The sequence below is a fragment of the Siminovitchia jepli genome, from assembly GCF_047228825.1.
Lineage (GTDB): Bacteria > Bacillota > Bacilli > Bacillales > Bacillaceae_C > Siminovitchia.
The window spans coordinates 1-26,875 of sequence record NZ_JBFEGN010000053.1; the positions used below are offsets into that span (position 1 = coordinate 1).

The 26,875-nt window shown below is 41.9% G+C and carries 26 protein-coding genes; 15 read left to right on the forward strand and 11 right to left on the reverse strand.

Annotated features, from left to right (window positions below; genetic code table 11):
* Positions 1–240: 240 nt before the first annotated feature.
* Positions 241–1,983 carry an ABC transporter ATP-binding protein gene (locus AB1L08_RS15385; protein WP_413065535.1) on the forward strand — a complete coding sequence of 581 codons (1,743 nt, stop codon included), beginning with the start codon at positions 241–243 and terminating at the stop codon, positions 1,981–1,983.
* Positions 1,980–3,728, forward strand: coding sequence for an ABC transporter ATP-binding protein (locus AB1L08_RS15390; protein WP_413065536.1), 1,749 nt, complete (start codon positions 1,980–1,982; stop codon positions 3,726–3,728). Before AB1L08_RS15385 ends, AB1L08_RS15390 begins: the two co-directional genes overlap by 4 nt.
* A gap of 583 nt (positions 3,729–4,311) precedes the next feature.
* Here the strand turns inward: AB1L08_RS15390 and AB1L08_RS15395 are convergent.
* The 4 genes from AB1L08_RS15395 to AB1L08_RS15410 all read right to left on the reverse strand — a co-directional run bounded on the left by AB1L08_RS15395 (position 4,312) and on the right by AB1L08_RS15410 (position 7,112).
* Complete coding sequence (locus AB1L08_RS15395; RefSeq protein WP_413065537.1) at positions 4,312–5,397, reverse strand: serine hydrolase domain-containing protein; 1,086 nt, start codon at positions 5,395–5,397, stop codon at positions 4,312–4,314.
* Positions 5,398–5,423: 26 nt separating this feature from the next.
* Complete coding sequence (locus tag AB1L08_RS15400) at positions 5,424–5,999, reverse strand: TetR/AcrR family transcriptional regulator (RefSeq protein ID WP_413065538.1); 576 nt, start codon at positions 5,997–5,999, stop codon at positions 5,424–5,426.
* Between the two features lie 435 nt (positions 6,000–6,434).
* Positions 6,435–6,614: a hypothetical protein gene (locus AB1L08_RS15405; RefSeq protein ID WP_413065539.1), complete on the reverse strand. Its 180-nt coding sequence runs from the start codon at positions 6,612–6,614 to the stop codon at positions 6,435–6,437.
* Between the two features lie 336 nt (positions 6,615–6,950).
* A complete protein-coding gene (locus tag AB1L08_RS15410; protein WP_413065540.1) occupies positions 6,951–7,112 on the reverse strand; it encodes a membrane dipeptidase in 162 nt (53 codons plus the stop codon).
* 160 nt (positions 7,113–7,272) lie between these two features.
* On the opposite strand from AB1L08_RS15410, the gene AB1L08_RS15415 reads away from it, so the two are divergent.
* A complete protein-coding gene (locus AB1L08_RS15415) occupies positions 7,273–7,626 on the forward strand; it encodes a hypothetical protein (RefSeq protein WP_413065541.1) in 354 nt (117 codons plus the stop codon).
* Positions 7,627–7,764: 138 nt separating this feature from the next.
* A complete protein-coding gene (locus AB1L08_RS15420; protein ID WP_413065542.1) occupies positions 7,765–8,262 on the forward strand; it encodes a hypothetical protein in 498 nt (165 codons plus the stop codon).
* Positions 8,263–8,316: 54 nt separating this feature from the next.
* On the opposite strand, the gene AB1L08_RS15425 is transcribed toward AB1L08_RS15420, so the two are convergent.
* Entirely contained in the window at positions 8,317–9,219 is a 903-nt protein-coding gene (locus tag AB1L08_RS15425) for an SDR family oxidoreductase (RefSeq protein WP_413065543.1), read from the reverse strand.
* Between the two features lie 151 nt (positions 9,220–9,370).
* Here AB1L08_RS15425 and AB1L08_RS15430 point away from each other — a divergent pair, with 151 nt between their 5' ends.
* Positions 9,371–9,541, forward strand: a complete 171-nt coding sequence (locus AB1L08_RS15430; protein ID WP_413065544.1) for a hypothetical protein — start codon at positions 9,371–9,373, stop codon at positions 9,539–9,541.
* 536 nt (positions 9,542–10,077) lie between these two features.
* Entirely contained in the window at positions 10,078–10,500 is a 423-nt protein-coding gene (gene fosM / locus AB1L08_RS15435) for a FosM family fosfomycin resistance protein (RefSeq protein ID WP_413065545.1), read from the forward strand.
* 377 nt (positions 10,501–10,877) lie between these two features.
* On the opposite strand, the gene erm is transcribed toward fosM, so the two are convergent.
* From erm to AB1L08_RS15450, 3 genes are all read right to left on the reverse strand, one after another.
* Entirely contained in the window at positions 10,878–11,738 is an 861-nt protein-coding gene (gene erm, locus AB1L08_RS15440) for a 23S ribosomal RNA methyltransferase Erm (RefSeq protein ID WP_413065546.1), read from the reverse strand.
* Positions 11,739–12,340: 602 nt separating this feature from the next.
* The gene (locus AB1L08_RS15445; RefSeq protein ID WP_106408210.1) at positions 12,341–12,385 is read right to left on the reverse strand and encodes an erythromycin resistance leader peptide; all 45 of its coding nucleotides are present in this window, start codon (positions 12,383–12,385) and stop codon (positions 12,341–12,343) included.
* Positions 12,386–12,593: 208 nt separating this feature from the next.
* Positions 12,594–14,183: a long-chain-fatty-acid--CoA ligase gene (locus AB1L08_RS15450; RefSeq protein ID WP_413065547.1), complete on the reverse strand. Its 1,590-nt coding sequence runs from the start codon at positions 14,181–14,183 to the stop codon at positions 12,594–12,596.
* Between the two features lie 182 nt (positions 14,184–14,365).
* On the opposite strand from AB1L08_RS15450, the gene AB1L08_RS15455 reads away from it, so the two are divergent.
* The 4 genes from AB1L08_RS15455 to AB1L08_RS15470 all read left to right on the forward strand — a co-directional run bounded on the left by AB1L08_RS15455 (position 14,366) and on the right by AB1L08_RS15470 (position 18,479).
* On the forward strand, positions 14,366–15,757 hold the full coding sequence (locus tag AB1L08_RS15455; protein WP_413065548.1) for an RsmB/NOP family class I SAM-dependent RNA methyltransferase: 1,392 nt from the start codon (positions 14,366–14,368) through the stop codon (positions 15,755–15,757).
* A 498-nt stretch (positions 15,758–16,255) separates the two neighbouring features.
* Positions 16,256–16,957, forward strand: coding sequence for an RluA family pseudouridine synthase (locus AB1L08_RS15460; RefSeq protein ID WP_413065549.1), 702 nt, complete (start codon positions 16,256–16,258; stop codon positions 16,955–16,957).
* A gap of 1 nt (position 16,958) precedes the next feature.
* On the forward strand, positions 16,959–17,798 hold the full coding sequence (locus AB1L08_RS15465) for an SDR family oxidoreductase (protein WP_413065550.1): 840 nt from the start codon (positions 16,959–16,961) through the stop codon (positions 17,796–17,798).
* Between the two features lie 249 nt (positions 17,799–18,047).
* Complete coding sequence (locus AB1L08_RS15470) at positions 18,048–18,479, forward strand: acyl-CoA thioesterase (protein WP_413065551.1); 432 nt, start codon at positions 18,048–18,050, stop codon at positions 18,477–18,479.
* A 199-nt stretch (positions 18,480–18,678) separates the two neighbouring features.
* Here the strand turns inward: AB1L08_RS15470 and AB1L08_RS15475 are convergent, their stop codons facing one another.
* The gene (locus AB1L08_RS15475) at positions 18,679–19,050 is read right to left on the reverse strand and encodes a hypothetical protein (RefSeq protein ID WP_413065552.1); all 372 of its coding nucleotides are present in this window, start codon (positions 19,048–19,050) and stop codon (positions 18,679–18,681) included.
* Between the two features lie 278 nt (positions 19,051–19,328).
* Here AB1L08_RS15475 and AB1L08_RS15480 point away from each other — a divergent pair, with 278 nt between their 5' ends.
* Positions 19,329–20,399, forward strand: coding sequence for an NCS2 family permease (locus tag AB1L08_RS15480; RefSeq protein ID WP_413065553.1), 1,071 nt, complete (start codon positions 19,329–19,331; stop codon positions 20,397–20,399).
* Between the two features lie 12 nt (positions 20,400–20,411).
* Positions 20,412–20,966 (forward strand): phosphoribosyltransferase family protein, encoded by a 555-nt coding sequence (locus AB1L08_RS15485; protein ID WP_413065554.1) that lies wholly within the window; start codon positions 20,412–20,414, stop codon positions 20,964–20,966.
* 457 nt (positions 20,967–21,423) lie between these two features.
* Here AB1L08_RS15485 and AB1L08_RS15490 read toward each other — a convergent pair whose 3' ends face one another.
* Positions 21,424–21,651 (reverse strand): hypothetical protein, encoded by a 228-nt coding sequence (locus tag AB1L08_RS15490; protein WP_413065555.1) that lies wholly within the window; start codon positions 21,649–21,651, stop codon positions 21,424–21,426.
* 5 nt (positions 21,652–21,656) lie between these two features.
* A complete protein-coding gene (locus AB1L08_RS15495) occupies positions 21,657–21,977 on the reverse strand; it encodes a YbjQ family protein (RefSeq protein ID WP_413065556.1) in 321 nt (106 codons plus the stop codon).
* Between the two features lie 140 nt (positions 21,978–22,117).
* Between AB1L08_RS15495 and AB1L08_RS15500 the strand changes: the two genes are divergently transcribed.
* The 3 genes from AB1L08_RS15500 (at position 22,118) to AB1L08_RS15510 (ending at position 26,625) form a co-directional block, all read left to right on the forward strand.
* Positions 22,118–24,310, forward strand: coding sequence for a YhgE/Pip family protein (locus tag AB1L08_RS15500; protein ID WP_413065557.1), 2,193 nt, complete (start codon positions 22,118–22,120; stop codon positions 24,308–24,310).
* A gap of 144 nt (positions 24,311–24,454) precedes the next feature.
* On the forward strand, positions 24,455–26,419 hold the full coding sequence (locus AB1L08_RS15505) for an aconitate hydratase (RefSeq protein ID WP_413065558.1): 1,965 nt from the start codon (positions 24,455–24,457) through the stop codon (positions 26,417–26,419).
* A 32-nt stretch (positions 26,420–26,451) separates the two neighbouring features.
* Positions 26,452–26,625: a hypothetical protein gene (locus AB1L08_RS15510; RefSeq protein WP_413065559.1), complete on the forward strand. Its 174-nt coding sequence runs from the start codon at positions 26,452–26,454 to the stop codon at positions 26,623–26,625.
* The last annotated feature ends 250 nt before the right edge of the window (positions 26,626–26,875 follow it).

Genomic DNA, 26,875 nt, shown 5'->3' on the forward strand with positions numbered 1-26,875 from the left:
CTTCAGCCTGAAATACGACTTTAGTCGTCGACATTTATGTCAAAATCCACCTGCTTTGAGCAGGTGGTCGTTTAAGATGCATACTCTTTTTAGGGTATGCGTTTTTGTTGGTATTTTTTAGTGATTCTGGGAAAAAGGAGCAGGTGGAAATGTGCAAAAAAACAAAAAGAATAATTTACGAAAAGTCGCTGCTTGATAGCGGGTAGCCATATGTACAGCCTGAGAAAGAGGGTTTGATTTATGTTCGATGTATTGGGAAAATTGGGATGGTTTTTTAAACAGTACCGAATGCAATATACGCTGGCCATTGTCTTATTGATCATGGCCAGTGCGCTGGATGTGGTTCCGCCGTATTTACTCGGCAACGTGATCGATATTCTGACTTCCGGAGAAATGACGAAAGTCATATTGGGCCAATATTTGCTTATATTCGCTGTGATTATTGTGGGAGGCTATGTTTTAAATTTTGTTTGGGAATATTGTTTGTTTGAAGGCGCCATCAAGCTGGAAAAGATGATGCGCCGCAAATTAATGCTGCAATTTTTAAAGATGACCCCGACTTTTTATGAAAAAAATCGCACCGGCGACTTGATGGCACGCGCGACAAATGATTTAAATGCTGTTTCTTTAACGGCAGGGTTTGGCATTATGACACTCATAGATGCCACTTTATATTTGGGTGCGATTATTTTGGCCATGGGTTTTATGATTTCATGGAAATTAACCTTATTTGCGATGCTGCCGATACCCGTAATGGCAGTATTCATCCAATATTATGGCCGGTTGATACATGAACGGTTTATGAAAGCACAGGCTGCATTTGGAGAAATGAATGACAGCGTATTGGAATCTGTGGCGGGCGTGCGCGTCATTCGCGCATATGTGCAAGAAAAAGAGGATGAAGCAAGATTTGGCGACATGAGTGAAAAAGTGTACGAAAAAAATATGCAGGCTGCCAAAGTCGACGCTTTATTCGGTCCCATCACCCGATTGGGAACAGGCATCTGCTATGTCATTTCGCTTGGATACGGTGCATTCCTGATATCGAATGGCGAAATGACCGTTGGCCAGCTCGTTACATTTAACGTATATTTGGGGCTTGCCGTGTGGCCCATATTTGCCTTTGCCGAATTGATCAATGTCATGCAGCAGGGGAATGCTTCATTAGATCGTGTTCAGGCAACCCTTAACTATAAAGCGGATGTACAAAATTCAAAAAATCCGACAGTGATCAATAAACCGAATGTCATTGGTTTTCATGAGTTGGCGTTTCAGTATCCAACAAGCCAAGGGGAAAATTTGCAGAAAATCTCTTTATCTCTTAAAAGAGGGGAAACACTGGGGATTGTCGGAAAAACAGGTGCAGGAAAAACGACTTTCTTAAAACAGCTGCTAAGGGAATATCCGCTTGAGGCTGGTCAACTAACAATCGATGGAATTGATATAACCTCACAAACAAAAGAACAGATCCTTGATTGGATTGGGTATGTACCACAGGATCATGTGTTATTTTCACGCACCATCCGGGAAAATATTTTATTCGGCAAAGAAGATGCAACAGAGGAAGATATAAAGAAAGCCATTCATCTTGCCTCGTTTGAGAAGGATTTGGAATATCTCCCGCTGGGCCTTGAAACGCTTGTTGGAGAAAAAGGGGTTTCCTTGTCAGGAGGACAAAAGCAGCGCGTGTCAATCGCCCGTGCCCTCATTAAAGAGCCTGAAATCTTGATTCTTGATGATTCACTCTCGGCGGTCGATGCCAACACAGAGGCCAGGATTATCAAAAACATTCAAAATGAAAGAAAAGGCAAAACGACCATCATTGCGACTCATCGTTTGTCAAGCATACAACACGCCAATCAAATTATCGTACTTGATGACGGCCGGATCATCGAACGCGGGACACACGAGGAGCTCATTCGACAAAACGGCTGGTATAAAGAACAATTCGACCGCCAGCATATGGAAGGAGGCGGCTCATGAGTACGGGTAAACGATTGACGATATATGCGATGCATTTTAAGCGCCCCATTTTTCTCGGGCTCCTGTTCTTGACGGCAGCAGTCTTTACTGAGCTGTCCGGTCCATTTATTGCCAAACATATTATCGATGAACATATGACAATGGGGAACATTGAAATAGAGCCAATCGCCCGGTTGCTTTGTCTATATTTGATGTTGGCGCTGGCGACAGCGGTTTTGCGTTACTTTATGTTTGTTTATTTGCAAATGGGCGCCAACCGGATTGTACAAAAATTACGGAAAGATGTATTTGGCCATATTCAAACATTGCCCATTCAATATTTTGATCATTTGCCGGCCGGAAAAATTGTAGCCCGCGTTACTAATGATACAGAGGCAGTCAGAAACCTATATGTGCAGGTCCTTTCAAATTTTGCGACAAGTCTCATTTCAATTGCCGGCGTATATGTGGCGCTGTTTATTTTAAATTGGAAGATGGCCATGATTGCACTGATCATGCTTCCGGCCGTGTATCTTTGGATGATTCTGTACAGAAAATATGCTTCGGAATATAATGGCGTTATTCGTGCCAAAATTGCTGATTTGAATGCCATGATCAATGAATCCATTCAAGGAATGCCGATTATTCAGGCCTTTCGGCGTGAAAAGCAAATGACAAGAGAATTTGATGAGATGAACGAAGCGCATTATGCTTACCAGCGCAAAGTGTTGGTACTTGATTCTGCTACGTCCTTTAACTTGGTCAATACAATTCGTTTGATTATGTTTGCGATTTTCATTCTTTACTTTGGAACCAAAACAATTGCAGCAGGAGCATTTGTAACTGCAGGTACATTATACGCTTTTGTGGATTATTTAACGAAGCTGTTCAATCCGATTACGAATATGGTCAATCAATTTTCCCAGCTTGAACGCTCGCTCGTTGCAGGCAGCCGCGTGTTCGAAGTATTGGATACACCAGGGGAAGAAGTGTCGCGACAAACCATGCCAAGATACGAAGGGCATGTCGTTTTCAAAGATGTGTCATTCGCTTATAAGGAAAATGAATATGTTTTGAGAAACATATCCTTTGAAGCGGAGCGGGGCGAAACCATAGCGCTCGTTGGCCATACAGGCTCCGGAAAAAGCTCGATCATGAATTTATTATTTCGCTTTTACGATCCGTCGAAAGGCAGGATATTAATTGACGGTGTAGACATCACAACGGTGCCGAGACAGACGATACGCAGGCACATGGCCATTGTTTTGCAAGATCCATACTTATTTACAGGGACCGTTTTCTCTAATATAAGTTTAAATAACCCGGGAATTACAAGGGAAATGGCAGAAGAAGCGTTAAGAGCAGTTGGCGGCGAACGTGTGCTTGGAAATCTTGAAAAAGCCATGGATGAGCCCGTGGTGGAAAAAGGCAGCACACTGTCTTCCGGCCAGCGTCAGCTGATTTCATTTGCGCGGGCGCTTGCCTTCGATCCCGCAATTTTAATATTGGATGAGGCAACATCCAATATTGATACGGAGACAGAGGAAATCATCCAACATGCGTTGGACGTCCTGAAGAGGGGACGGACGACATTCATTATTGCCCACCGTCTTTCCACCATTAAAAATGCCGACCGAATTCTTGTACTGGAACGGGGTGTCATTAAAGAGCAAGGTACTCATGATGAGTTATTGTCGCGAGACGGCATCTACAACAAGATGTATCAAATGCAGGCAAAATCACTGAGTAGAAAAATAAGTGTCTGAGCGTCTAATTAAAACTTAGGTATCAGGCCATCTGCAAAAAAATATGCTGTCCTAGATTTCAGGAGCAGGAATTCTGTGTTGCACTTGAAAAGGCATGAAGGGAAGTTATGTAGTAACATCGGTGTACTTTATATTGCAGACTTTAGAATAAATCATACTCCGAACGCTGGGGGGCATATTATATTGGCAGGTTCAATTTTAAACATAAAATGAACCTGCCGGCATGTGGGAAATGATGCAGTCGGAGCAATATATATTTCCCTGCCAAAAGTATTAGAAGCGCAAAAAGGATGAGTCCGCTGATTTTCGGGTATTGTTCTCCATACGATCACAGGGAAAATGATCATTGCCGCCCCAAAAATGACCGCCATATGGAATCAGGTTGATTAACCGGTTCCATGCAGAAAAAAAAACCAAGACGGTTTTGGCCATGCCGGTTGCCATGTTCCATGCATAATGGGTGATTCATATATCCTTCTACAATGTCAAGGATTCTATCGAAAGTGCGTAATATACTTTTTGAAACGAATAAAGCAACAACCTATAGATATTGCTTTTGACATTTCATAAACTGTCTCCTCTTTTATTTGGCGTCATATTTGGAAAGTATATTGATCATTTTAAACATGAGCATCACTCCTTTTCTGTGGTATTCAAACTGATTAAGACAACCGATAAAGTAGGCATCCATTTCTGGATGGTAAAACATAAAGGAACCAGTAATGCCGGCGTTACCCCACACATTATATTTTCTGGGCATCAGTAGCGGTATGGTTTTAAAGTTCATCAGTCCGTATCCGTAATCAATGCCGATAGAATATTTGGCCCAGTCTTTCATTTTTTTCATCGTGTCTTGATGAATGAGTTCATTTCGGACCAAAGCTTTCATAAACTTCAATAAATCATTTGATGTCGAGACGATTCCGCCGCCTGCATAATCAATGCTTAAGCTTCGGTAATGCGTTGCGGGTATTTTTCGTATATAAAAATCGGCTATGGGATATGGAGATTTTTCAATCGGTTGTGAATATTGGAGCAGATAAGAGTGCTTCATGCCCAATGGCTCGAAAAAGTAATGCTTAAGTACATCTTTATATGGTTTGCTCGTTACTTTTTCAATGATTAAACCTAATAAATGATAATTTGTGTCTGAATAATGGAACCCTTCCCCAGGAGGAAAATGAGATTTTAAATGTCGTTTTGACCATAAAATGGTTTCTTGGGGAGTCCAGAATCGGGATGGTTCATCCAGGAGGTGATCTATCATCGTTTTTCCAAATTCAGGTTTATCTTCAAAATAGTCCTGTAAACCTGATGTGTGATTCAACAAATGTTTTACTTTGATCTCGGCTGTATAATCTTTCCCTTTATAAACATGTAAACCTTTAAGCAAGCCTGGCTCCAAATGATCAATGATTGAATCTCCGTACGACAGCATCCCTCTTTCTGTCAAAATCCCCACTAAAACAGAGGTGAATAACTTGCCAACACTGGCAATGAAGTACGGCTGTTCCGGATGGGCAGGCATGTTGTCTGTAGCTCCTTCAGCCATATTCAAGTGAATGCCCGAGCGTTCCGAGTGGACCATTAAATATGCATTGTGTATATTTTTATCCTTAAGGACGAATTTTTTAAAGTTGTCTTTCAGTGCTGCTTGTATCCCATTCATTTTCATTGCATCCCAACTCCTTTATTTTAATCTCCGTTCTTTCGAAGACGTGCACCGGTTATGATATCAGCGGCGGTACTGTCTAATAACTCGATTTCCATTTCTCCGCTGAATTCACTTGGCAGCATTCTATTGGCTGCCATCACAGATAATCCGACTGTAAAGATCCTCATTTTCAGCAAAATGGTCATCAATTCTTCGTCAGTAAAGCCTTCAAGATCCGCATCATTTTTCATTTGCCTGATCAGATCAATGCCTATTTCTTGGTTGTATTCATCCATGTAATCATTTTGGTTCAGTAGAAAGTCTCTAAAAAGCACGCTGTATTCTTTCGCAAATCGAAGACTTGCTGCGCCCATGTCATGAAACGGGTTTCCGGTATCATGTTCGATTAGCATTTGCTGACTAATCTCAACGATTTTCATTACAACAGCATGTTTAAGTTCTTCCACATCTTTAAAGTTGACATAAATGGGTGCAATTGAGCTTCCCAATCGGTCTGCGACTTTTCTGATGGTTATGCCGTTGATTCCTTCTGTTCTTGCAATTTCAAAAGCGGAATCAATGATTTGTTTTTTGGAAAATTTCTTTTTAGGCGGCAAGATGGCTCACTCCTTTAATGTATCATTTGATATATAACAAGTGTTATATAATGGTTATTATACATTGAGATTGCCTTTTGTAAAGCCTTTTTAGCAAAAAAAAGATAATTTCTTAAATGCAACGATTTCTGAAAAACCCATATCAATCGTTGTTCAGATTTTAGGTGTATGCCCGTTAGGAGAGAGGAGTGTAGTGAAAAAAGAACAAGGCGCAGCAGAGAGACAGTTGCTTCAATTCAAGCCCTTTCGTTACCGAGGAATCTGAATGTGGAGTTGTCGGGAATTTTAGTCCCCCATTCGTTACTGAAGGGAGAAGTAAGCAACTGCTCGGGTACTGCGAAAAATTGAAGATATCGAAAAACAGGCAAAAGGCTGTCGGGAGTTTTCTCGACAGCCGGTGAGTGGGATACAGCAAATGAACCTGTTCTTTTGCTTTTAATCACTAATATAAAAGATTCTTGTTTCCCTTTTGATTTTTCCGGCTTTGTTTGCTGCTCCAAAGGTTACAACGTGGAATCTTTCTTTTAATGATTCATTTAACTGCAGTGACAATGTATAGGTTTTACGATCAAAAGTAGGTTTGTGGCCAATGCCGTCCTGAATAATTTTTCCCATTTCATAAGCAGGTGTAATTGTAAGGCCCGTACCGGCGCTGCAGGGTCAGGCTCCCCAGCTTTCTCTACTTCTTTCAACACACGTAGCATATTTTTTTCGAGAATTTTTTCTATGTCCTGCTTCATAAAGAAACTTTTCCGCTAATTTAGACAATTAGGGGGCATCCTGGAGATTTTCCGGCAAGGCGGCACCGTCATAATCCGAACCAAGCCGACATGGTCAATGCCAATCAATTTCACAACATGGTCGATATGGTCTGTAACACCTTTTAATAATCCGTAGAAGAATCTGTCAAAAATGCCGGATAGAACACGATATTAATAACACCGCCTTCTTTTAAAGCCTCTTAACTGATCGTCCGAGAGATTGCCGGTAGTCCTTTAATGCTTTTACCCCTGAATGGGATGCGATGATCGGTGCTTTGGAAACCTCTATCACATCCCAGAAAGTACTCTTTGCCATATGGGACACATTGATTACCATACCCAAACGATTCATTTTCTGCACCCTATTCTAAATTCGGGATGAAATAGGGCGAAAGGGTTGTTTGAGGGCTCCTAAAGACCTGCCGTGATGGCTTTCTTCATTGAAAGGAACCTTTTCAATTGTTGTCCGTAGGTATATTGTAAGATTCATTGCAATTGAAAGGGTGTTGTTGTTGAATTGCTGTTGTGATATTGGACAAGCAACAAAATTGAAAATAGAAGGAGATATTGGTGCAGATCCGATTTGGTGTAATTGCTGCGGCAAAAATTTGGATTTAGTAGATATTCCGATTTCGGAAAAGTTGGCTGGACAACTTTTGGATTGGTCTCGCAAATATGGCGAATGGATTGATTGGGAAAGGGATCGTTTGAAAGTTAGCGGGAAGGAGCTGGAGGAAGCGCATAATCGAAAGGGGGCTTTATTTACGGAGAGAGTAAAACAGGAAGTCGGTGATCAGTACAAAGTGATATTTTCACCATCAACAAGTGTACAGATATACATAAAACATAATGAGAAGCAAGAATGAAAGAGAGTAGCTTTAAAAGAAAAGTTTTAAAGAGACTGCATGATGATCATGCAAGTTCATGTTGCAGCCAGGTGCTCAAAAAATAATCCCTGTAATAAAGTTTTATGAAGAACAAAAAAGAAGAAGGGGGAAAAGTAAATGGTAAGACAGATTCGCCGGTCGGAAAAAGTATTGATCGCGGGGTTGGGGTTCATCTTATTATTTATGATGTTTCATGATTGGGTACCATTGGGACCGCTTAATGACGTTGATTCCGTTGCTGTAAACCGGCCAATCTCAGAATTGGTGATTGTTACTTTATTCGGGACAGTCCAAATTATGCTGCTTATGGGGATGGTATTATTTTTTATCGGCAAAACATATCCTCTTTGGATCAAACTTTGGCTGGTTATCCATCAATCTTTTATCATGGCGGGTGTCCTCATAGATTGGTGGATCCCTTACTTTTTTGGAATTGGTGCAGAGAATAGAGTTGAAAGCTATAAAGCCATGTTTGGCAATACTCATTCTTTTTTGCCTGTCATGCATGGAATTGTGCCCAATACTATTCATGTTATCTTTCACGCCACGTTGCTGATTTGTCTCATTTTAACCCCTAATATCATCTTTACCAATAAGATAAACCGTAATTTTTAAGACGTTAATTTCTCAAAACAACTATTTTTTACGGGAATGTTTTTTCCATTTCATTTAAGCAAATACCTGTCCCCCATTCACATGGAGCACTTGCCCGGTCACAAAGCGGGAATCGTCTGAGGCAAGGTATACAAATGTTGGTGCGAGTTCAAATGGCTGTCCTTGGCGGTCCATCAGATTGTTGACAATGGCTGTTTGGTCTGCGGAAAAGCTGGATGGAATTAGTGGAGTCCAAATCCGCCCCGGTGCAATGGCATTGACTCTTATTCCTTTTTTCACCAAGTTTCTTGCCAAAGCACGGGTAAATCCTACGTTTGCCGCTTTAGTGGCCGTGTAATCGATTAACTGGGCGTTTCCGTCAAAAGCCACAACGGAAGCGGTATTAATAATCGAACTCCCGGCTTTTAAGTATTTTAGGGCTGCGCGCGTTGTATAAAAATGGGAATAAATATTAACTTTAAAGGTGTCATCAAACTGTTCATCGGTAATGTCCAGCAGACTTAATTGCTGAAATTGGATGCCTACATGATTGCAAAGAATATCAAGGCAGCCGAACGTTTTCACTGTTTTTTCCACTATAAAAATGCACTGCTCTTTATCTCTCAAATCTCCAGGCAATAATAGGGAGCGCCTGCCAAGTTCTTCAATTCTGTTTTTTGTCCGGTAGGCATCTTCATGCTCATCTAAATATGCTATCGCAACATCAGCACCTTCTTTCGCAAAAGCAATGGCAGCTGCTGCCCCCATTCCGCTGTCACCGCCGGAAATAAGAGCGACTTTTCCTTCCAGTTTTCCACTGCCTTTATAGTTCGGATTTTCAATAATGGGTCTGGGTACCATTAACCGCTCCAATCCCGGTTGACGATATTGGCGTTGTTCGGGGACTGTAATAGCAATATCCTCATAGCGTGTTATTTTTCCGTAATTGGGATACAACGGATATTTTTTATTGGACACTTTCAGTCAATCCTCCTCAAATTATCATCAGCTTACCTTATGCTGATTAGGCGGCTGCCGTGCCTGGCTTTCATCAGGAAAATGATACAGGCTCAACACATGAAGCAGATGAATACGTTAAAAGGGAAAAAACTATAGGAGGACAGCTGTCATGCAATATTATTATCATCCTGAGATTAGGTTACTGTTAATCCCTCAATCCAAAGAAAAAGAAGCTATATTATATGACAACAATCGCCGTTCTTGGCTAATGCCTAAAATTGGCCCAAGACCGCCATATTATGCAAATCCAAGATATGCACCGTATTATCCGGTGGTCTAGCCTTCATTGAAAGATGGAAGAATGAAAGCAAATCACATTTTTCTGACATAACCAGACATGGGGATTCTTTGGAAAAATTGGACACTGGGGATTTACCTTGTTTTGTATACAGATTTAGGAAAAGTGTGTAGTTTAATTTCCGCTTGATATATCTTGCCAAAGAATCCGTTGCAAGACTAAGGCTATCCAAGTTATCAGCTGATAATGGATCAATAGATTCCTGAGGAGGAGAATGGACAAGCAACACTGCGCTGTGCATATTGGGGGGCTAATATCTTCCATATAAAAAAAGCATGTTTAACGGGTATTCACAGCCGCCATTCAGCGGGGAGCAAAAGCGATACAGCCTTCAGCCATGAAGGCCAAGGGCGGATAGGAATTTAATTCATGGTTGATGCCCAATTCCTTTTTGGCAGCATTTCTTTCTCCATACCGCCGTAGCTCGCTATTCCGCGGATCACTTTTAATCTTTTATTCTATTTTGTCGGGATATATAGTTAAATAAAAAAGAGATAACTTTTTTGGGAGGAACAGCGGTGTCTGTAAAAGGTTTGAATCATTTGCTATTTTCTGTTTCCGACTTGGAAAGATCGATCGATTTTTACAGGAATGTATTTAACGCTCATTTGCTTGTAAAGGGCAGAACAACTGCCTACTTTGATTTAGACGGAATATGGCTGGCGTTAAATGAAGAAAAGGACATACCTCGCTATGAAATAAGCCAATCATATACCCATATCGCTTTTTCAATTGAGGAAGCGGAATTTGAAAAAATGTATAACAAGCTGGAAAAATTGAATGTCAATATTTTAACAGGCCGCCCAAGGGATGAAAGAGATAAAAAGTCGATCTATTTTACGGATCCTGATGGACATAAATTTGAGTTTCATACTGGAACACTGCAAGATAGGTTGGATTACTATCGGAAGGAAAAGCCGCATATGGAGTTTTTTGAATAAGAAGTTTAAAAGAAGTTCCGAGACAACTAAGGAATATACATTTCATTAAAAGAAAAATTGTTGTGCGGTACAGCTGTTGGTGAATCCGGCCGGAAACAATTATTTGTTTCCGGCGTTTTGGATGGACGACATTGCAATCCTCCAACAACTGATATGGTAAAAAGAGTCTGGTGGCTTCCTTTCAAAAAATTTGATTTCAATGGTATATTCTGTTAAAAAAACGTTATATCACTAACAGTTTTTTCGTAAAACAGTCGGGTATTGCACAATTGTTGTGGAAAGAGGAGGAGCCCCACTTTCCCAGAATATATCTGACCCATTTACTTCTTCATTCTAAGAGCAAATCAAGCTGTTTTTGCCTAAACGTATTTAACACTTCAAAAGGAGGCGAATTTCCCCTTTTTTATTTTGGGCCATCTAAATCGTGGAACATGCTTGACCATAGTTTCAAAGATGATTCCCCATTGCGATTCTGATAAACACGCAACCGGAAAATCGCTTTTTATCCCAAGCTTTCTTTTTAAATGTTTCATTTGGGGCGGTGTAAATACGCCTCTTAAAGCTGTATCAATAGACAGTGCTGGTTTTTTTAGCACGTAATCGGCCAGTCCCCAAAAGATTTTATAATCCGCAACGGGTACAATCGGTTTTGCTTTTCTATTGATCGTGATCATAGCGGAATCCACTTTTGGCGGGGGAGAGAAGCTGTTTCTTGAAATCCCTTTAACATATCGTATCTCAAACCACATTCTCCAAGCGATCACATATGAATCTTTTACATATTTTGACGTAAACCTTATGGCTGCACCTTTTTCCATCACAATCACTCCTCTTTGAAAACCACTTGAAGGTTTATTAAGAAGCATTTTCATAATCGGTGTTGTAATGGAATAGGGGATATTGGACACAACAATAAATGGTTCATTTGGCAGCCGCAATTTCAAAATATCTTGATGAATGACTTTAGTATTTGGATTATGAGTCACCTTTCGTTTAAGAACTTCAATAAACTTCCGATCATATTCTACTGCCAATACTTTTCCGGCTTTTTGATTCAGAACTGTCGTTAAAGCTCCTTTTCCGGCACCTAAATCTAAAACTGTGTCATGTATGCCGATTTTTGCTTGATCTACAATCTCATGAATCAGCTTTTTATGATGCATTAAATGCTGTCCAGAAAAATTTGGAGATTGTCCACGGTTTATTTTTTTAGTACGTTTATCAATTTTTTTGTTCATGTTTTATCTTCCCTTCGTAAATAAAAAATCACAGGGCGTCTGCCTGTGATTCAGGGTAAAGGGAAGAAGTCCCATCCTTATTGGGATTACTGGCTTTATGAAGCCGTCACCAAATAAACCTGTCGTTTGTTTAAGCAGGAAGGATTTTAAGACAAAAATAAAGAAAGGCAGAAAAACCCGCCTTTCTAACCATTGCATATTTTTTATCCCGCATTATCAGGCAGTAAAACTCCCACCTTGAATCTAATCGAAGAAGCCGGGTGTGAGATCAGCTGCCGGTATTATCCCGATTGATTCGGGTCGACAGGATGGCGACCACAAAGGCTTTTGCAACGTACAGGATGTACAGTACAAGCGAAGCGAAAGGATGTGCTTCGACAGAATGTCATCGCATGAAGAAAAAGCGTAAGCTTTTTCGAGGACGTCGCTGCCTGAGCTTGCCAACAGGACGTTGCAATCTTAGCCTTTGTTTCACTGTTATCAGTGGGGGATGAAGCCCCCGTTGATTGAAGTTTCGCTTTATATGAAATGAGGTTATTAAAAAAGGACAGACTTATCCCGTTTACTCTGTATCACAAAACAGAGCCTTTGAACGTATTTAATTACTGGTTCAAAGTTGGGAAACGAAGTCTTATAGAATGCGTCATTTTTTAATAATCCTCCTAAAAATGTAAAAACACTTATATTATCGTACAATTTCTTTTAACATAAAGCAAGGTAAATGAACAAAATAAGGAACAGATCGCAATCCCCGTAGACTCTTCTGTTCTATTAAGGGGAAGGCTTCCCATTACCGGACAATTTCCTACAAACTGCTGTATCCTGATAGCGGCTACATCTAACTAAAAGATGGTTCTAGTTGACCAGCTTGCTCTTGTTTGCCCAAAATTCGTTTCGCAAATGCACTTTTTGAATTTTCCCTGAGGCGGTTTTGGGCAACTCTTTGACGAAGCTTACCGAAGTAGGTGCTTTAAAATGGGCAAGCCTCTCTCTGGCAAATGCGATGATTTCCGCTTCCGTTACGGTCTGACCCTCACGGACAACCACAACAGCATGGGGGGTTTCGCCCCATGTCTCGTGGGGAATCGCAATAACAGCAGCCTCAATAACCGCCGGATGTTCGTATAGAACACCTTCCACCTCAATGGAAGAAATGTTTTCTCCTCCACTTATAATGACATCTTTTTTTCGGTCGACAATTTCAATATTCCCGTTCGGGTCGACAATGCCCATGTCTCCGGTATGGAACCATCCGTTTTTAATGACAGTATTGGTTGCTTCTTCATTTTTCCAATAGCCTTCCATCACGCCGTTTGTTCTGACTACAATTTCACCGATTTCCCGGCCGTTATGAGCCACTTCGTCACCCTTCTCATTGATCACTTTCACTTCGCTGCAGATCATTTGATAGCCGGCTTTGGATTTCATTCGGTATTGCACTTCTTTTGATTCATCCAAATGCTGGGCGCGAATAATTGAAGTGGTAATGAGTGGCGACGTTTCAGTCAATCCATATACTTGAATGAACTCCCAACCCAAATCTTCTTCAACGCGGGTGACAAACGAAGGCGGCGGAGCTGAACCGGCAATGACTACTCTGACATTTTGTTCCATCCGTATCTTTTTTTCATCATAATATTGCAGCAGCGTATTAAGTACAGTCGGAGCCATATGCATCACATTCACACCGTATTTTTGCAATTTATCAAAAATGATGTCCGCCCGTGTTTTTCTTAACATGACCTGCGTGGCTCCGTTGGCTGTGTAATAAAATGGAGATCCCCATCCATTTACATGAAACATGGGCAATACATGGAGCAGTACATCACGGTCGCTTACCCGCAAATGATGCATCACTTGAAGGGCATGTATGTAATTGCTTCGATGGGTAAGCATAACCCCTTTAGGGTTGCCGGTTGTGCCGCTCGTATAAAGCAGACTGGCAATGTCTTTTTCATCCATTTCTTCACGCGGGTACGGTACTGCCGGAAATCGGCCGATCCATTCGTCATAATCAAGATCGTTGGGAGCAAGTTTAAGTTTGTTTCCTCCATGGACAATAATCTGTTCAACATTCAGCTGATCACGCACAGGACCGATAAGGCCGTACAATTCCCAATCCACAAATAGTACTTTACTCTCGCTATGGTTTAAAATGAACAAATAATCATCTGGTTTTAGTCGAATATTCAGTGGTACAGTAATGGCCCCGAGCTGGAATACACCATAAAAGCCTTCAAGCATTTCCAGTGTGTTGGGGGCAAGACAGGCAACTCTGTCTCCTTTTTCAATTCCCAGTTCTTTTAACCCGTGGGAAAGGCGGTTTACCCTGTCATTCAGCTCCGAATAAGTCAAAACCCGGTCGTCATCAATCACCGCCGTTTTAGCTCCATATAGCTTGACGGCACGGTCTAAAAATTGTGTCAAAAGCAGCGGAACATACACGATGAGCCCTCCAATTCAACAAAATTTTCCGACATATCCGTATTATAGCACATTTTTAATATTTTCAACTTGTTATATAACATTTTTCGAACAAATTTCCCGAGCTTAAAATGTTAATTTTTTAAAATAAATCTTTTTATTTACCCAGGGGGTTCGTTTATTATAATAGGGATGAATTTAATGTGCGCGAGGTGGACAACGTGCTGCTTCCTGAAGGTTATAAAGTAAAAATGAAGCGGTTATTAACGGATAAAGAATTTCAAAAGTTTATGAATAGTTATGAGGAACCGAAAACGCAAGGCCTGCGTGTAAATACTTTAAAAACTTCCGTCGATGATTTTCTGAAGAGCAGCCTATTTTACCTGGAGAGAATCCCTTGGGTTGAAAGCGGATTTTATTATCTTCCGGAAGAACGCCCAGGCAAACATCCTTATCATGAAGCTGGATTATATTATATCCAGGAGCCGAGTGCGATGGCAGCGGGGGAGTTGGCGGATCCAAAACCAGGAGAAAAGGTATTGGATTTATGTGCTGCTCCTGGTGGAAAAACAACACATATGGCAGCCAAGCTGAAACAGCAAGGTTTACTGCTCGCCAATGAAATTCATCCGGCACGGGCGAAAGTGCTCTCCCAAAACGTAGAGCGGATGGGGATCAAAAACGCGGTCGTTACAAATGAAGAGCCGGGAAAGCTAGCGAAAAAATTTATCGGCTTTTTTGACCGTATTTTGGTCGATGCTCCATGTTCCGGAGAGGGTATGTTTCGCAAAGACCCGGAGGCCTGTAAAGAGTGGAGCATTGAAAATGTATATCGGTGCGCCGTTCGTCAATTGGATATACTGAAGCATGCGGCTGTTATGCTGAAGCCGGGTGGCCGGCTTGTTTATTCCACCTGTACATTTTCACCTGAAGAAAATGAAGGGGTCATCAATGAGTTTTTAAAGGACGAGCCTGCCTTTGAAATAGAGGATATCCATATTTTTGAAGGGTTTGGGGGCGGAAGGAGTGAATGGATCCCGGATAGTTCAGAAAGCCTGAAAAAAACAATTCGTCTTTGGCCTCATCAATTAAAAGGAGAAGGCCACTTTTTTGCAATTATGAGAAAAAAAGATGGCGACCTGCCAAAAAAAGATTCTAAAACCATAGAAAAGCATCTTAATAAGAAACAGCTGCAGCACTTTTGGGATTTTGGAGCCGAAAATCTGAAAGAAGTGCCGAAAGGCCGTTTTGCATTATTTGGTGAACAGCTGTACGTCATACCTGAGGAAATGCTGTCTTATCAGCATTTAAAAGTGGTTCGGCCTGGTTGGCATTTGGGAACACTCAAGAAAAATCGTTTTGAACCTTCCCATGCTTTTGCTTTATCCCTGAAACAGGAGCAAGTAAACCATTCACTGAATTTTAAAGTTGATTCTGATGAAATGATGGCATATTTGAGGGGCGAATCCTTGATGGCTGAAGGAAGAAAAGGCTGGTACCTTGTCAATATAGACGGTTATTCGATTGGATGGGGAAAGCTTGCCGGAGGCTTCCTGAAAAACCATTTCCCGAAAGGATTGCGTTGGAGGAAATAAAGCGAAACTTTTAAATCGTTGGCTGCTTCCATCCCCCACTGCTGGTTGATTTTGATGATAACGGGGAAGAGCTGCTTCCGTATGCTTATTGTTTTACCTTTGATCGTTTTGAAAAAGATATTCAGGTTGAAGATGGGTATATCAGTATGACAGTGAGTGCTTTTTCGGGAAAATTATGTGAATGGTTTGCGACGGACTGCGTAAATCGTTATTTCACTCATTTGGTTGATAGCATTCCGGATCATTTTGAAAAAGCATTTGAACAATATAAGGATGCTTTCACATTGTAGGGCTGCATTGGGCAAGGGAGGAACCGGATAAAGAGAGAAAAGCCCGTTACGAATTGGTTTATATGCCTGTCTTTAAAGGTACAGGCGGACATATCCATTGCATCGCTGAAGCCTTGGATTGCAGATGTTAGCGGTTTGGAGGAGTTTCTATTAACCCTAAACTGGGATACAATGGAAATGACATTCTATTGAAGGGTATTGGTTATACATGGAAATTCCGATTTTATATGAGGATAATCATCTCCTGATCGTTGAGAAGCCCGTGAACATCCCTGTCCAGGAAGATGCAAGCGGTGACCCGGATTTATTGTCACTTTTAAAAAACGACCTTAAAATTCGCTACAAAAAGCCTGGAAACGTTTTTCTTGGACTTGTCCACCGGCTTGACCGGCCCGTAGGAGGCGTTATGGTGTTTGCCAAGACATCGAAGGCCGCGTCCAGGCTGTCTGATTCCTTGCAGAAAAATAAGATTGGAAGAAAGTATATGGCGGTTGTAAGGGGCATCCCGGATAAAAAAGAAGCCTTATTGGAACATTACTTGTTCAAAAACAGCCGGAAGAACATCGTTCAAACTGTGTCTCGGGATCATAAAAACGGCAAGAAAGCAGTGTTGGAATATAAAATGCTTGCCAATAATGCCAAGATGAGCCTGTTGTCTGTTAAGCTTCACACAGGCCGTTCCCACCAGATTCGCGTCCAGCTTTCAGCGTCTGGCTTCCCCTTATACGGGGATCAGAAATACGGGCAGCAGGTAAACCGTCCCGGACAGCAAATTGCGTTATGGGCTTATTCTTTGGAATTTGAACATCCTGTAAAAAAGGAAATGATTCGGGTTGAGAACTTTCCTCCTAACAAATATCCGTGGAATCTATGGGAATCTGGCAAAGAAGTATTAAAAGCGGGGAAATGAAATGGAAAAACAAACAGCTTTCATTACAGGGTCCGCAAGCGGTTTTGGACTGCTTACAGCCGTTGAATTGGCAAAACGGGGCTTCCAAGTAATAGCATCAATGAGATCCTTGGAAAAAGCGGGAGAATTAAATCGCTTATGCCGGCATCATCAAGTTGAAGACCGAGTGAAAATCGTTCGGCTTGATGTGACTTGCCCGGAAGCGATCCACTTTTTGCTTGGCGAAATACCTCCTGTCGATATACTAATTAATAACGCCGGTTTTGCGATGGGGGGATTTTGCGAGGAAGTCAGTGTGGAAGAATATAAAGAGCAATTTGAAACGAACTTCTTCGGATTGATTGCCGTTACCCAGGCCTTTCTTCCCGCAATGAGAAAGCAAAAGAAGGGGAAAATCATCAATATAAGCAGTATTTCCGGCAAAGTAGGCTTTCCGGGAATATCTCCTTATGTGGCCTCCAAACATGCACTGGAAGGATGGAGCGAATGTTTGCGTTTGGAAGCGAAGCCGTTTGGTATTGATGTACTTCTGGTTGAACCGGGATCATTCAAAACATCGATCTGGTCAACGGGAAAAAGAATTGCCCGGAAATCGATGCCGGACTCTTCGCCCTATTCTTTTTATATGAAGTCGATTTTACGTGAATTAGAAAAAGGCGAAGCTAAGCACGAAGATCCGCAAATCGTCGCTTCACTCATTGCTGATCTATGTATGAGGAAAGAAGCGGGCAGGCTCAGGTACCCGGTAGGCAGAGGGGTAAAAACGGCTCTTTTCTTGAAAAACGCCATTCCGTGGAAAACATGGGAAAATATATTTCTGAAGAAATTGTTGGGTAAATAGGAGGCAGAGCTCTCCAACTTATAGAAAGCTCTGGTTTTTATATTTGATTTGAATATTCGCCCCTAAGAGAACATCAGTGCCGGCTCCCATTTCAAATGGACAGGAAAGGTTCTTTAATCCGGCTTTCATATGAGGTTGTCATATACCTCTTCGTGTACTATGATTTAAAAAGTTTATGAAGAAAAAATCATGAAACCTTGTATTTAGCGAAAAACTAGCAGCAATCAACAAAAGGAAGGAGGCGTTCTTATGCAAACAGAAATTTCTTCAAATGTATCAAGGACGATCCAGACAAAACTTGTCCTTCCACCTGATACGAATCATATGGGCACTATTTTCGGAGGAACCGTCCTGGCTTATATTGATGAAATTGCAGCAATTGCTGCGATGAAGCATTCCAAAAAAGGGGTTGTCACCGCGTCCATCAATACTGTAAACTTTCTGTCCTCGGCAAAAGTGGGGGACATATTAACGCTGGAGGCTTTTGTCCTTTCGACGGGAAATACTTCAATGAAGGTATATGTAAAAGTGGAATGCCATCATTTGAAAACAGATGAAAAGCGAATTACGACAACGTCCACGATTACGATGGTTGCCATTGATGACAATGGTAAACCGACTCCCGTTCCAAAGGTTAGGCTTGAATCGGATTGGGAAAGAAGTCTGTTGTCGGAAGTTTAAAGCTCATCATTTGAGAAAAGACCTTCTATTCTTAGGAAGGTCTTTCCAATGAGCTGAAAGGGCTGCATAGAAGCCAAATGCAATTACCGTGCCTTTATAGACATATAAAATAAGATACAGCTTGAAGGCTGTTATTCAAATACGAATATATTAAAAAGCCCACCTGAATGATTGAAAGCCAGACGGGGGCTGTCTGCCATCAGGAAATTTTTTCATTATATACCATTTGATCTTTTGCCAGATCAATTACTTTTAAGCGCTGATCATGTTTAATGTAAATACTTTTAAATAACTTTTCTCCGTTATCATTTTCAAAAAATAATATTCGCTTGTTTTGATTGTCAGTTTCCACCTGCATTGAGTATTCTTTGTTCTCCATGATCTCGTTGATTGTAGGAAGTTCTTCGAAATTTACGGATTCCTCCTGGGGACCGGGTGTCCCGGAAGCTTCATTTTCTTTAATATTTTCCTCGTGTTTTTGCTCCGGTTTTGAAGTTTCTGCTTTTTGGCCGTCACTGGAACAGGAAGCTAAAATAAGCGCCCCCAGTATGGAGAAGGTTATTTTTCTCATGATGTCATCACTCCATTCCATATTAAAAAAATGCACTTCGCTATTATAGCCTTCTCTTTTTCATACCACAAATAAAATGCATGAAAATAACCTTGAAATAAAAAATTATTAAATATTGGAATTTTAATCAAAGTACTTGAAAGTTTTTTCTAAACACGTACAATAATTATTGTTAACTCGATAATGTTCGTATTTAGAAAAATATTTATATATAGATTGAATGATCCAGTGAAAGCTGTGATGATTCATTTATATATAAGTTAGAATTGGAGTGTAAAATGGATATCATTAAAGACATCTTGGCAGCACTTAGCGTGGTACTAAACGGGCTTCCTCAGGGACTTCTTGCGATGACTTTTGGTTTTGCCTCTATTCCAACAGCGTTGGCTTTTGTTGTAGGAGCCGGCGGGAACGCGATTATGGGTTCGGTACCGGTTATTTCTTATCAGGCTGAAACGATCACACTGGCCGGTACGATGGGGAAAAACATGCGTGAGCGGCTTTCGATGGTGTTTTTCGGGGCACTGATTATGGTCCCGATTGGATTATTCGGCCTGCTTGAAAAAATTATAGATTGGATTGGCCCTGTTATTACCTCCGGGATGATGGCCGGCGTTGGAATCATGTTATCGAAGGTCGCATGGGATATGGCTAAAAATGATAAAATGGTAGGGATCACATCCTTTGCAAGTGCCTTAATAGTTTACATGGCTACGAAGGACCTCGTTTATACGATTACAATATCGGTCATTCTTTCAAGTATTGTATATAATTTTCTTACAAAAAATGGAGACGAAGGCATTCAGACAGTATCAGAGGAAAAAATTACACGCCGAAAATTGGTCATAAATCCAATGGTCATCCGCGGCGCATTGGCAATGGTCTGCTTAAATATCGGGGCCAACATTGCATTTGGAAAGATTAATGGGGATATTGCCAAAACCGATGTCAATGTCGATGTTTTAACTGTTATCAGCAGCCTTGCTGACATGGTTTCTTCTTTCTTTGGAGGAGCACCTGTAGAGGTGGTTATCTCTGCAACTGCGAGCGCTCCCCATCCGGTTTGGTCAGGTGTATTGATGATGTCACTCATGGCCATTATTTTATTCGCCGGCCTGCTTCCGAAAATTGGTAAATATGTTCCGAGTTCCTCGATCGCTGGCTTTTTGTTTGTATTGGGTGCCATTGTAACATTTCCCGGCAATGCGGCTTCAGCTTTTTCAACAGGTGAACCTGCTTCCGGATTGATTGGTGGAATCACAATGGTTGTAACAGCGATCACTGATCCGTTTCTTGGAATGCTTGCCGGATTGATTATTCAATTTCTCATCGGATTATTCGGTTTTTAAGGAGGGATATAGATGGAGACATACACGTTAACAGTTGGTGATATCCAAAGAGAACTGCCGGTCGTTTCGGTTTCAGATGAACTAAGCATTGCAAGCTTTGTTATTTTGGGCGATACAGAGCTCGTGGCTTATGCCGCCCCATTGCTTGCGCGCAAGCTGCCCGAAGTGGATGTGCTGGTGACTGCGGAAGCAAAAGGTATACCGCTCGTATATGAAATATCCAAACAGCTTGGCATGAAGCACTATGTTGTAGCGCGGAAAAGCATTAAACCGTATATGGAAACACCGCTTATGCATGAGGTTGTATCCATTACTACCCAGAAAAAACAAGTGTTGTGCCTTGACAACAACGATGTTCAGAAAATAGAAGCGAAGCGGGTGGCCATTATCGATGATGTCATCAGTACCGGACAGTCCATTCGCGGCCTGGAGGAGCTTGTTCAACAGGCAGGCGGTCATGTTGTGGCAAGAGCAGCTATTTTGGCGGAAGGAAATGCAGCTGACCGTGATGATATTATTTATTTGGAGAAGCTGCCGTTGTTCAGGAATAAGCTCCCAAAAAAATAATATTTTAATCATAAGGTGTAAACTGAGTGATGGACAGTTTACGCCTTATTTTTTTATTTAAATGTATGCTTGTTTAGAAGGCTGGATAAAGCCGCGGTTGGGGCCTGCCCAATTTCGATGATACAGTGGGCAGCGTCTTTTAAAAGCGAACTTGATCGTTTAAGATTCCCGAGCTAGGAAAGAAAGCGAAAAAATTATTGGGTGACAATGCCCAAAGCCCGGGTATTAGCGCAAAAAAGTCAAGAAGAAAGGCTTTTAGTGCCCGAAACCCGGAGTAAATTATAAAAATGGTCAAGATGGTGCCCGAATTTTGGGTGAAAGCCCATCAAGCATGACAAACGATCAGCAATTTCAGGAGAGCCTCGTGTATTCGCTGCTATGGTTGCGAAGCCGGGACATCAGCCCAACCGTTATACAGTCCTTAAAAACGATATTCTAATAGGCTATGGTTTTTTTGTCAATCTTCCTCTTTATAAAAGCGTTCGCCTGTTTCAGGGTGATAATAGACGATTAATTTTTTTTTAGTAGTCGGATCAATGTTTACTTCAGTTGTTTTAATAAAACCCTCCGGAACATCCCGTCCGTGTTTTCTTTTGAAACGTTTATCCCAAATCAGCCAGGAAACGACAATGAGAACAATGAACAGCAATATTTGTATGCCGTAAAATCCCACAATCCACTTCAACGGAGCTAAACCTCTTCTATAACCACTGCTGTCCCATAAGCAATGATTTCACTCATGTTTTGGCCGATTTCTCCCGAATCAAAGCGCATCATCGTTACAGCATTCGCACCCATGGCCTTGGCATTTTGTACCATTCGATCAATAGCCTGTTTTCTGGCGTCTTCAAGCATTTCTGTATATTGGCTGATTTCTCCCCCTAATAAACCCTTGAATGATGCAACAATGTCTTTTCCGACTCCTCTTGCCCTTACCGTTATGCCAAAAACAGGTCCTTTAATTTCAACAATTTTATAGTTGGCTATGTTTTCTGTTGTCACAATTAGCATTTGATCGCTTCCTCTCATATTGAGTTCTACTTTCCTTTACGTACGAGGATGCTTGAAAGTTTCAAAATTTGTACAGAAGATTAAGGAAGGGAAGGAAGGGTATATTAATTAAAAATAACTAACTGAAAAAGGGATTTTACATGAATCGAATTGTACATATTTTTTTAAACGACATAAAAAATATCGGTACGAATTGGGCCGCTGCCATCATTGCAGGCGGTCTTGTCTTGCTACCTTCACTATATGCATGGCTGAATATTGCAGCGATGTGGGACCCGTATGCAAATACAGATCAAATTCCTGTTGGCATCGTTAATGAGGATAAGGGTGCTGAGATCAGGGGAAAAGCAATTGATGCAGGCAAGGAATTGGTGAACACGTTGAAAGAGAACGATGATTTGGAATGGCACTTTACAGACCGGAAACAAGCCATAAAAAAACTCAGGAATGGTGATTATTATGCTGTCGTGGTTGTCCCGGGGAATTTTTCCGAAAGGCTTGCAACAGTCATTTCAGACCGGCCGCAAAAAGCAAAGATGGAGTATTACGTGAACGAGAAAATCAATTCCATTTCACCGAAAATTACACAAAAAGGAGCATCGATGATTGTAGAACAAGTGAGCAGCAAGTTTATTGCAACGGTCAACGGTGTGATATTCGAGCTGTTTAACGAAATAGGAGTTGAATTGCAGAAAGATTTGCCGGATATTGAGCGGTTTGAACAATATGTCTTCAAGCTGGAAGAGGATTTGCCTGAAATTCACCGGTTAATGAATGAATCGTTACAGGACGCTGAATCTGCCCAGGAAATGATCCATAAAGCGCAATCGTTGCTTCCTGAAGCAAAGCGTTTGACAAGCAATGGCCTTGGGACCATTCATAAAACCTCGGATTTTCTTTCCAAGGCAGATGCCAAGCTTCGGGAAATGGCACCGAAGATCCATAAGGATTTGGAAACAGTCCAAAGGATTGCCAAAGATGTCAATGATTTTCTTGATAGAGTACAGACAGAGGATATTGACTTAAGCAAAGGGGATGAAATTTATGGCCGGATGCAATCAAGACTAAATGAATCCATCGGTACATTGGCCGCAATAGACGAAGCGTTAACCAAGGCCAAAAATATGAATGACCAGAATAAAAAGGCGGATGGTGAAGAATACACGCCTTCAAATAATGATGAACAAATTAATCAAGCCATCGTTAAAACGAGGGAAATAAAAGCGGATTTGCAGCAAGTTCAGGAGCAAGCTGCCGAATTAAACGGGTTTCTGCAAAACAAAAAGAAAGAATTTAACGAAACGTTGGCGAGCCTGAAGCAAATGGCAGGCAATACCACCGTCAAAATCGATGCCTTTGCAAAAGAGTATAAGGAGAATATTGAGCCGGCCATAATGAATGAAATTTCGAAGGCCCAAAATACGTTGTCGGGGGCCAAGAAAATTTTGACGGATATACAGGATTCTTTACCGGAAGCAGAACGGATCTTAAACAGGACGGATAAAAATTTGGGCAAAGGCAAAGAAGCGCTGGTATACGCCCACGGCCAATTTCCGTATGTGAATGAAAAGGTGAATGAACTTGCGGATAAAATTCGTAAACTACAAGGAGAAACAGATATTAATGAAATCATTCAACTGCTTTTGAATGATCCGCGTGCCGAGAAAAATTTTTTTGAAGAGCCGGTCCTGTTAAATGAAAATAAAGTGTTTCCCATTCAAAATTACGGAACTGGGATGACCCCTTTTTATACCGTTTTATCCATTTGGGTCGGCGCACTTCTTCTCATCTCGCTCCTTGCTGTGGACGTAGCGAACAGTGAAGGATATACAGGAAGACAGATTTATTTCGGAAGACTTTTTACATTCCTTTCCATAGGTTTTTTACAAACCATTATTGTCACTTCGGGGGATCTCTTCATCCTGGGGGTTCCCGCCAAACATCCTTTTTGGATGACTGTCTTTGGCTTGTTGATCAGTTTGGTATTTATGCTGATTGTATATACGCTTGTTTCTGTGTTTGGCAATATTGGCAAAGCGTTGGCGATCGTAATGCTCGTATTGCAAATTGCTGGTTCCGGCGGAACGTACCCGGTCGTTTTGTTGCCAGAGTTCTTTCAGATTATCAGTCCTTTTTTGCCTTTCACGTATGCAGTCGATTTGATGAGGGAAGCCATTGGGGGCATTGTCTGGCCAAAAGTATTGCAGGATACTCTCTTCCTATCCATTTTCGGTTTGGCAGCCGTGTTGTTTGGCACCTTTCTTAAAGAGCCGATCAACAGAAAGACAAAGGGGTTCCTGGAGAAATCGAAACAGGCAGGGCTTTTTCATTAAAACCCTCGTTTATACCTTTATCTGTAAAGGTATAACAATAACAGATCTTCAGCCAGAGGAGTTGCGTATAATTCATTACGCAATTAACAATCATAAATAAAAGTATGAGAACCGTTATATAAGGTTCGTACAGGAGGAAGAAAGATGCCGTTAAATATTACCCAGAAATTGATTCAATCACATCTTGTATCAGGTGAAATGATCCCAGGTACAGAAATTGGCCTGAAAATTGATCAAACCCTTACCCAAGATGCGACCGGAACGATGGTGATGCTGGAGCTTGAGGCGATGGGGCTGGACCGTGCGAAAACAGAAGCGTCGGCACAATATGTCGACCATAACATCATACAGGTCGATAACAAAAATGCAGATGACCATTTATTTTTGCAAAGCGCCACCCGCCGTTTCGGATTGTATTACAGCCGGCCGGGAAACGGGGTAAGCCATCCGGTTCATATGCAGCGTTTGGCCAAGCCGGGAAAGACTTTGCTTGGCTCGGACAGCCATACGTGTGCAAACGGATGCATGGGCATGCTAGCCATGGGGGCGGGAGGAATGGATGTTGCTCTAGCCATAGCGGGAGAACCTTTTTACGTCAAAATGCCTCAAGTGTGGGGGATCAAATTGACCGGAAAATTACCGGATTGGGTCAGCGCAAAGGATGTTATTCTTGAACTCCTTCGCAGACATGACGTAAAAGGCGGGGTCGGCAAGGTCATTGAATATTTTGGGCCGGGTTTGGATGAATTAAATGCGATGGACCGGCATGTTATAGCCAATATGGGGGCGGAATTAGGGGCGACTGCCACCGTTTTCCCGTCCGATCAGGAAATCAGGCGCTTCTTGAAAGAACAAGGAAGGGAAGAAGATTGGATTGAACTTGAAGCGGATAGGGGAGCCACTTACGATTTGGAAGAAGAGATCAACTTATCTGAGCTGGAACCCCTGATTGCCAAACCTTCCAGCCCTGGGAATGTCGTGCCTGTTTCAGAAGTTGCCGGAACGCCTATTTACCAGTCCTATATCGGATCATCGGCCAACCCCGGTTTCCGAGACTTTGCCATTGCTGCAGAAATAGTAAAAGGGAAAAAGGTGGCAATGGGCGTCTCATTTGACATTAATCCGACTTCGAGGCAAATGCTGACCGATTTAGTAAAAGAAAGCCATATTGCAAGCCTGCTTCAAGCGGGTGCCAGGCTGCACCAAGCCGGTTGCAATGGCTGTATTGGGATGGGCCAGGCGCCTGCTACAGGAAGAAACAGCCTGCGTACTACACCGAGAAACTTTCCCGGGCGGTCTGGAACCCAGGAGGACAGTGTATTCTTATGCAGTCCCGAAACAGCGGCTGTATCAGCCTTGACTGGAGAAATTACGGATCCAAGAACAGTTGATATGCCGTATCCAAAAGTGAAAGAACCGAAAAATCCAACAATCGACGATACTTTGCTGGATGCTCCCCTCCCGTTTGAAGAAGCACAAAAAGTTGAGTTGTATAAAGGACCGAACATTGCTTCTATTCCACCCATGGATGAGCTTCCGGACCAGATGGAAGTGCCTGTATTGCTAAAGATGGGCGACAATATCTCTACGGATGAAATTTTAGCAGGCGGAGCCCGTGTTCTTCCTTATAGGAGCAATCTGCCCGAAATCAGCAAATTTGCTTTTGAAATCATTGATCACACGTACTATACAAGGGCAATGGAAGCTGTTATTAAAGGCGGGCATGCCATCGTGGGCGGATATAACTATGGACAGGGCTCCAGCCGGGAGCACGCGGCGCTTGCCCCGAGATATTTGGGATTGCGAGTTGCATTAGTAAAAGATTTTGCCCGCATCCATTGGCAAAATCTCGTCAACTTTGGGATCCTGCCGCTAGCCTTTAAGCATCAGGAAGACTATGGCCGGCTGGAGCAGGGGGACGTCCTTCAACTGCAGAATGTAAGAACAAAAATCAAGCAGGGAAATGAATTTACAATCCATGTCAAAAACAAAAACCTTGATATTGAAGTAAATCATGCTTTATCCCAGCGCCAGATCGATGTGTTATTAAAAGGCGGGATGATTAACTGGGTGAAGGAAAGGCAAAAAAATGGTTCATCAAAGCAGTAGTATGGGTAAATAAAAACAAGGAGGGATCATTTATGGCAGTTGACCGAGAAAACATATGCAGGGCTTGTGAAGGAACAGGAATGCTTGCTGATGATGAGGGGTGGCAATATAATTGCAGTGTTTGCCGGGGAGCCGGTTTTATTCCGGGCGAACATCCCAATGCAAAAGTGATGGAAGTGGATGAAAATAATCGGCTGCTGGATTAAATATTTCGGGCGGTAAACACTGCCCGTTTTTTATATTTCCATCTGAAACCTCTCCCCATTGAAATGGGGAGGTTCCGTAACCATAAAGGGTCACGGTTCCATTGCCACAAATCGCAATGGCGTGTGTGTACTTTGTGCTTTTCCCATTTCCAGATGAGGTTCTGGTTGCGGATTGGAGCTTTTCCACACGACGTTCGCGCACAAATCGTTCTGTCGAACGAGGGGACTCGCTCGAGGCTTCCCTTGCGGT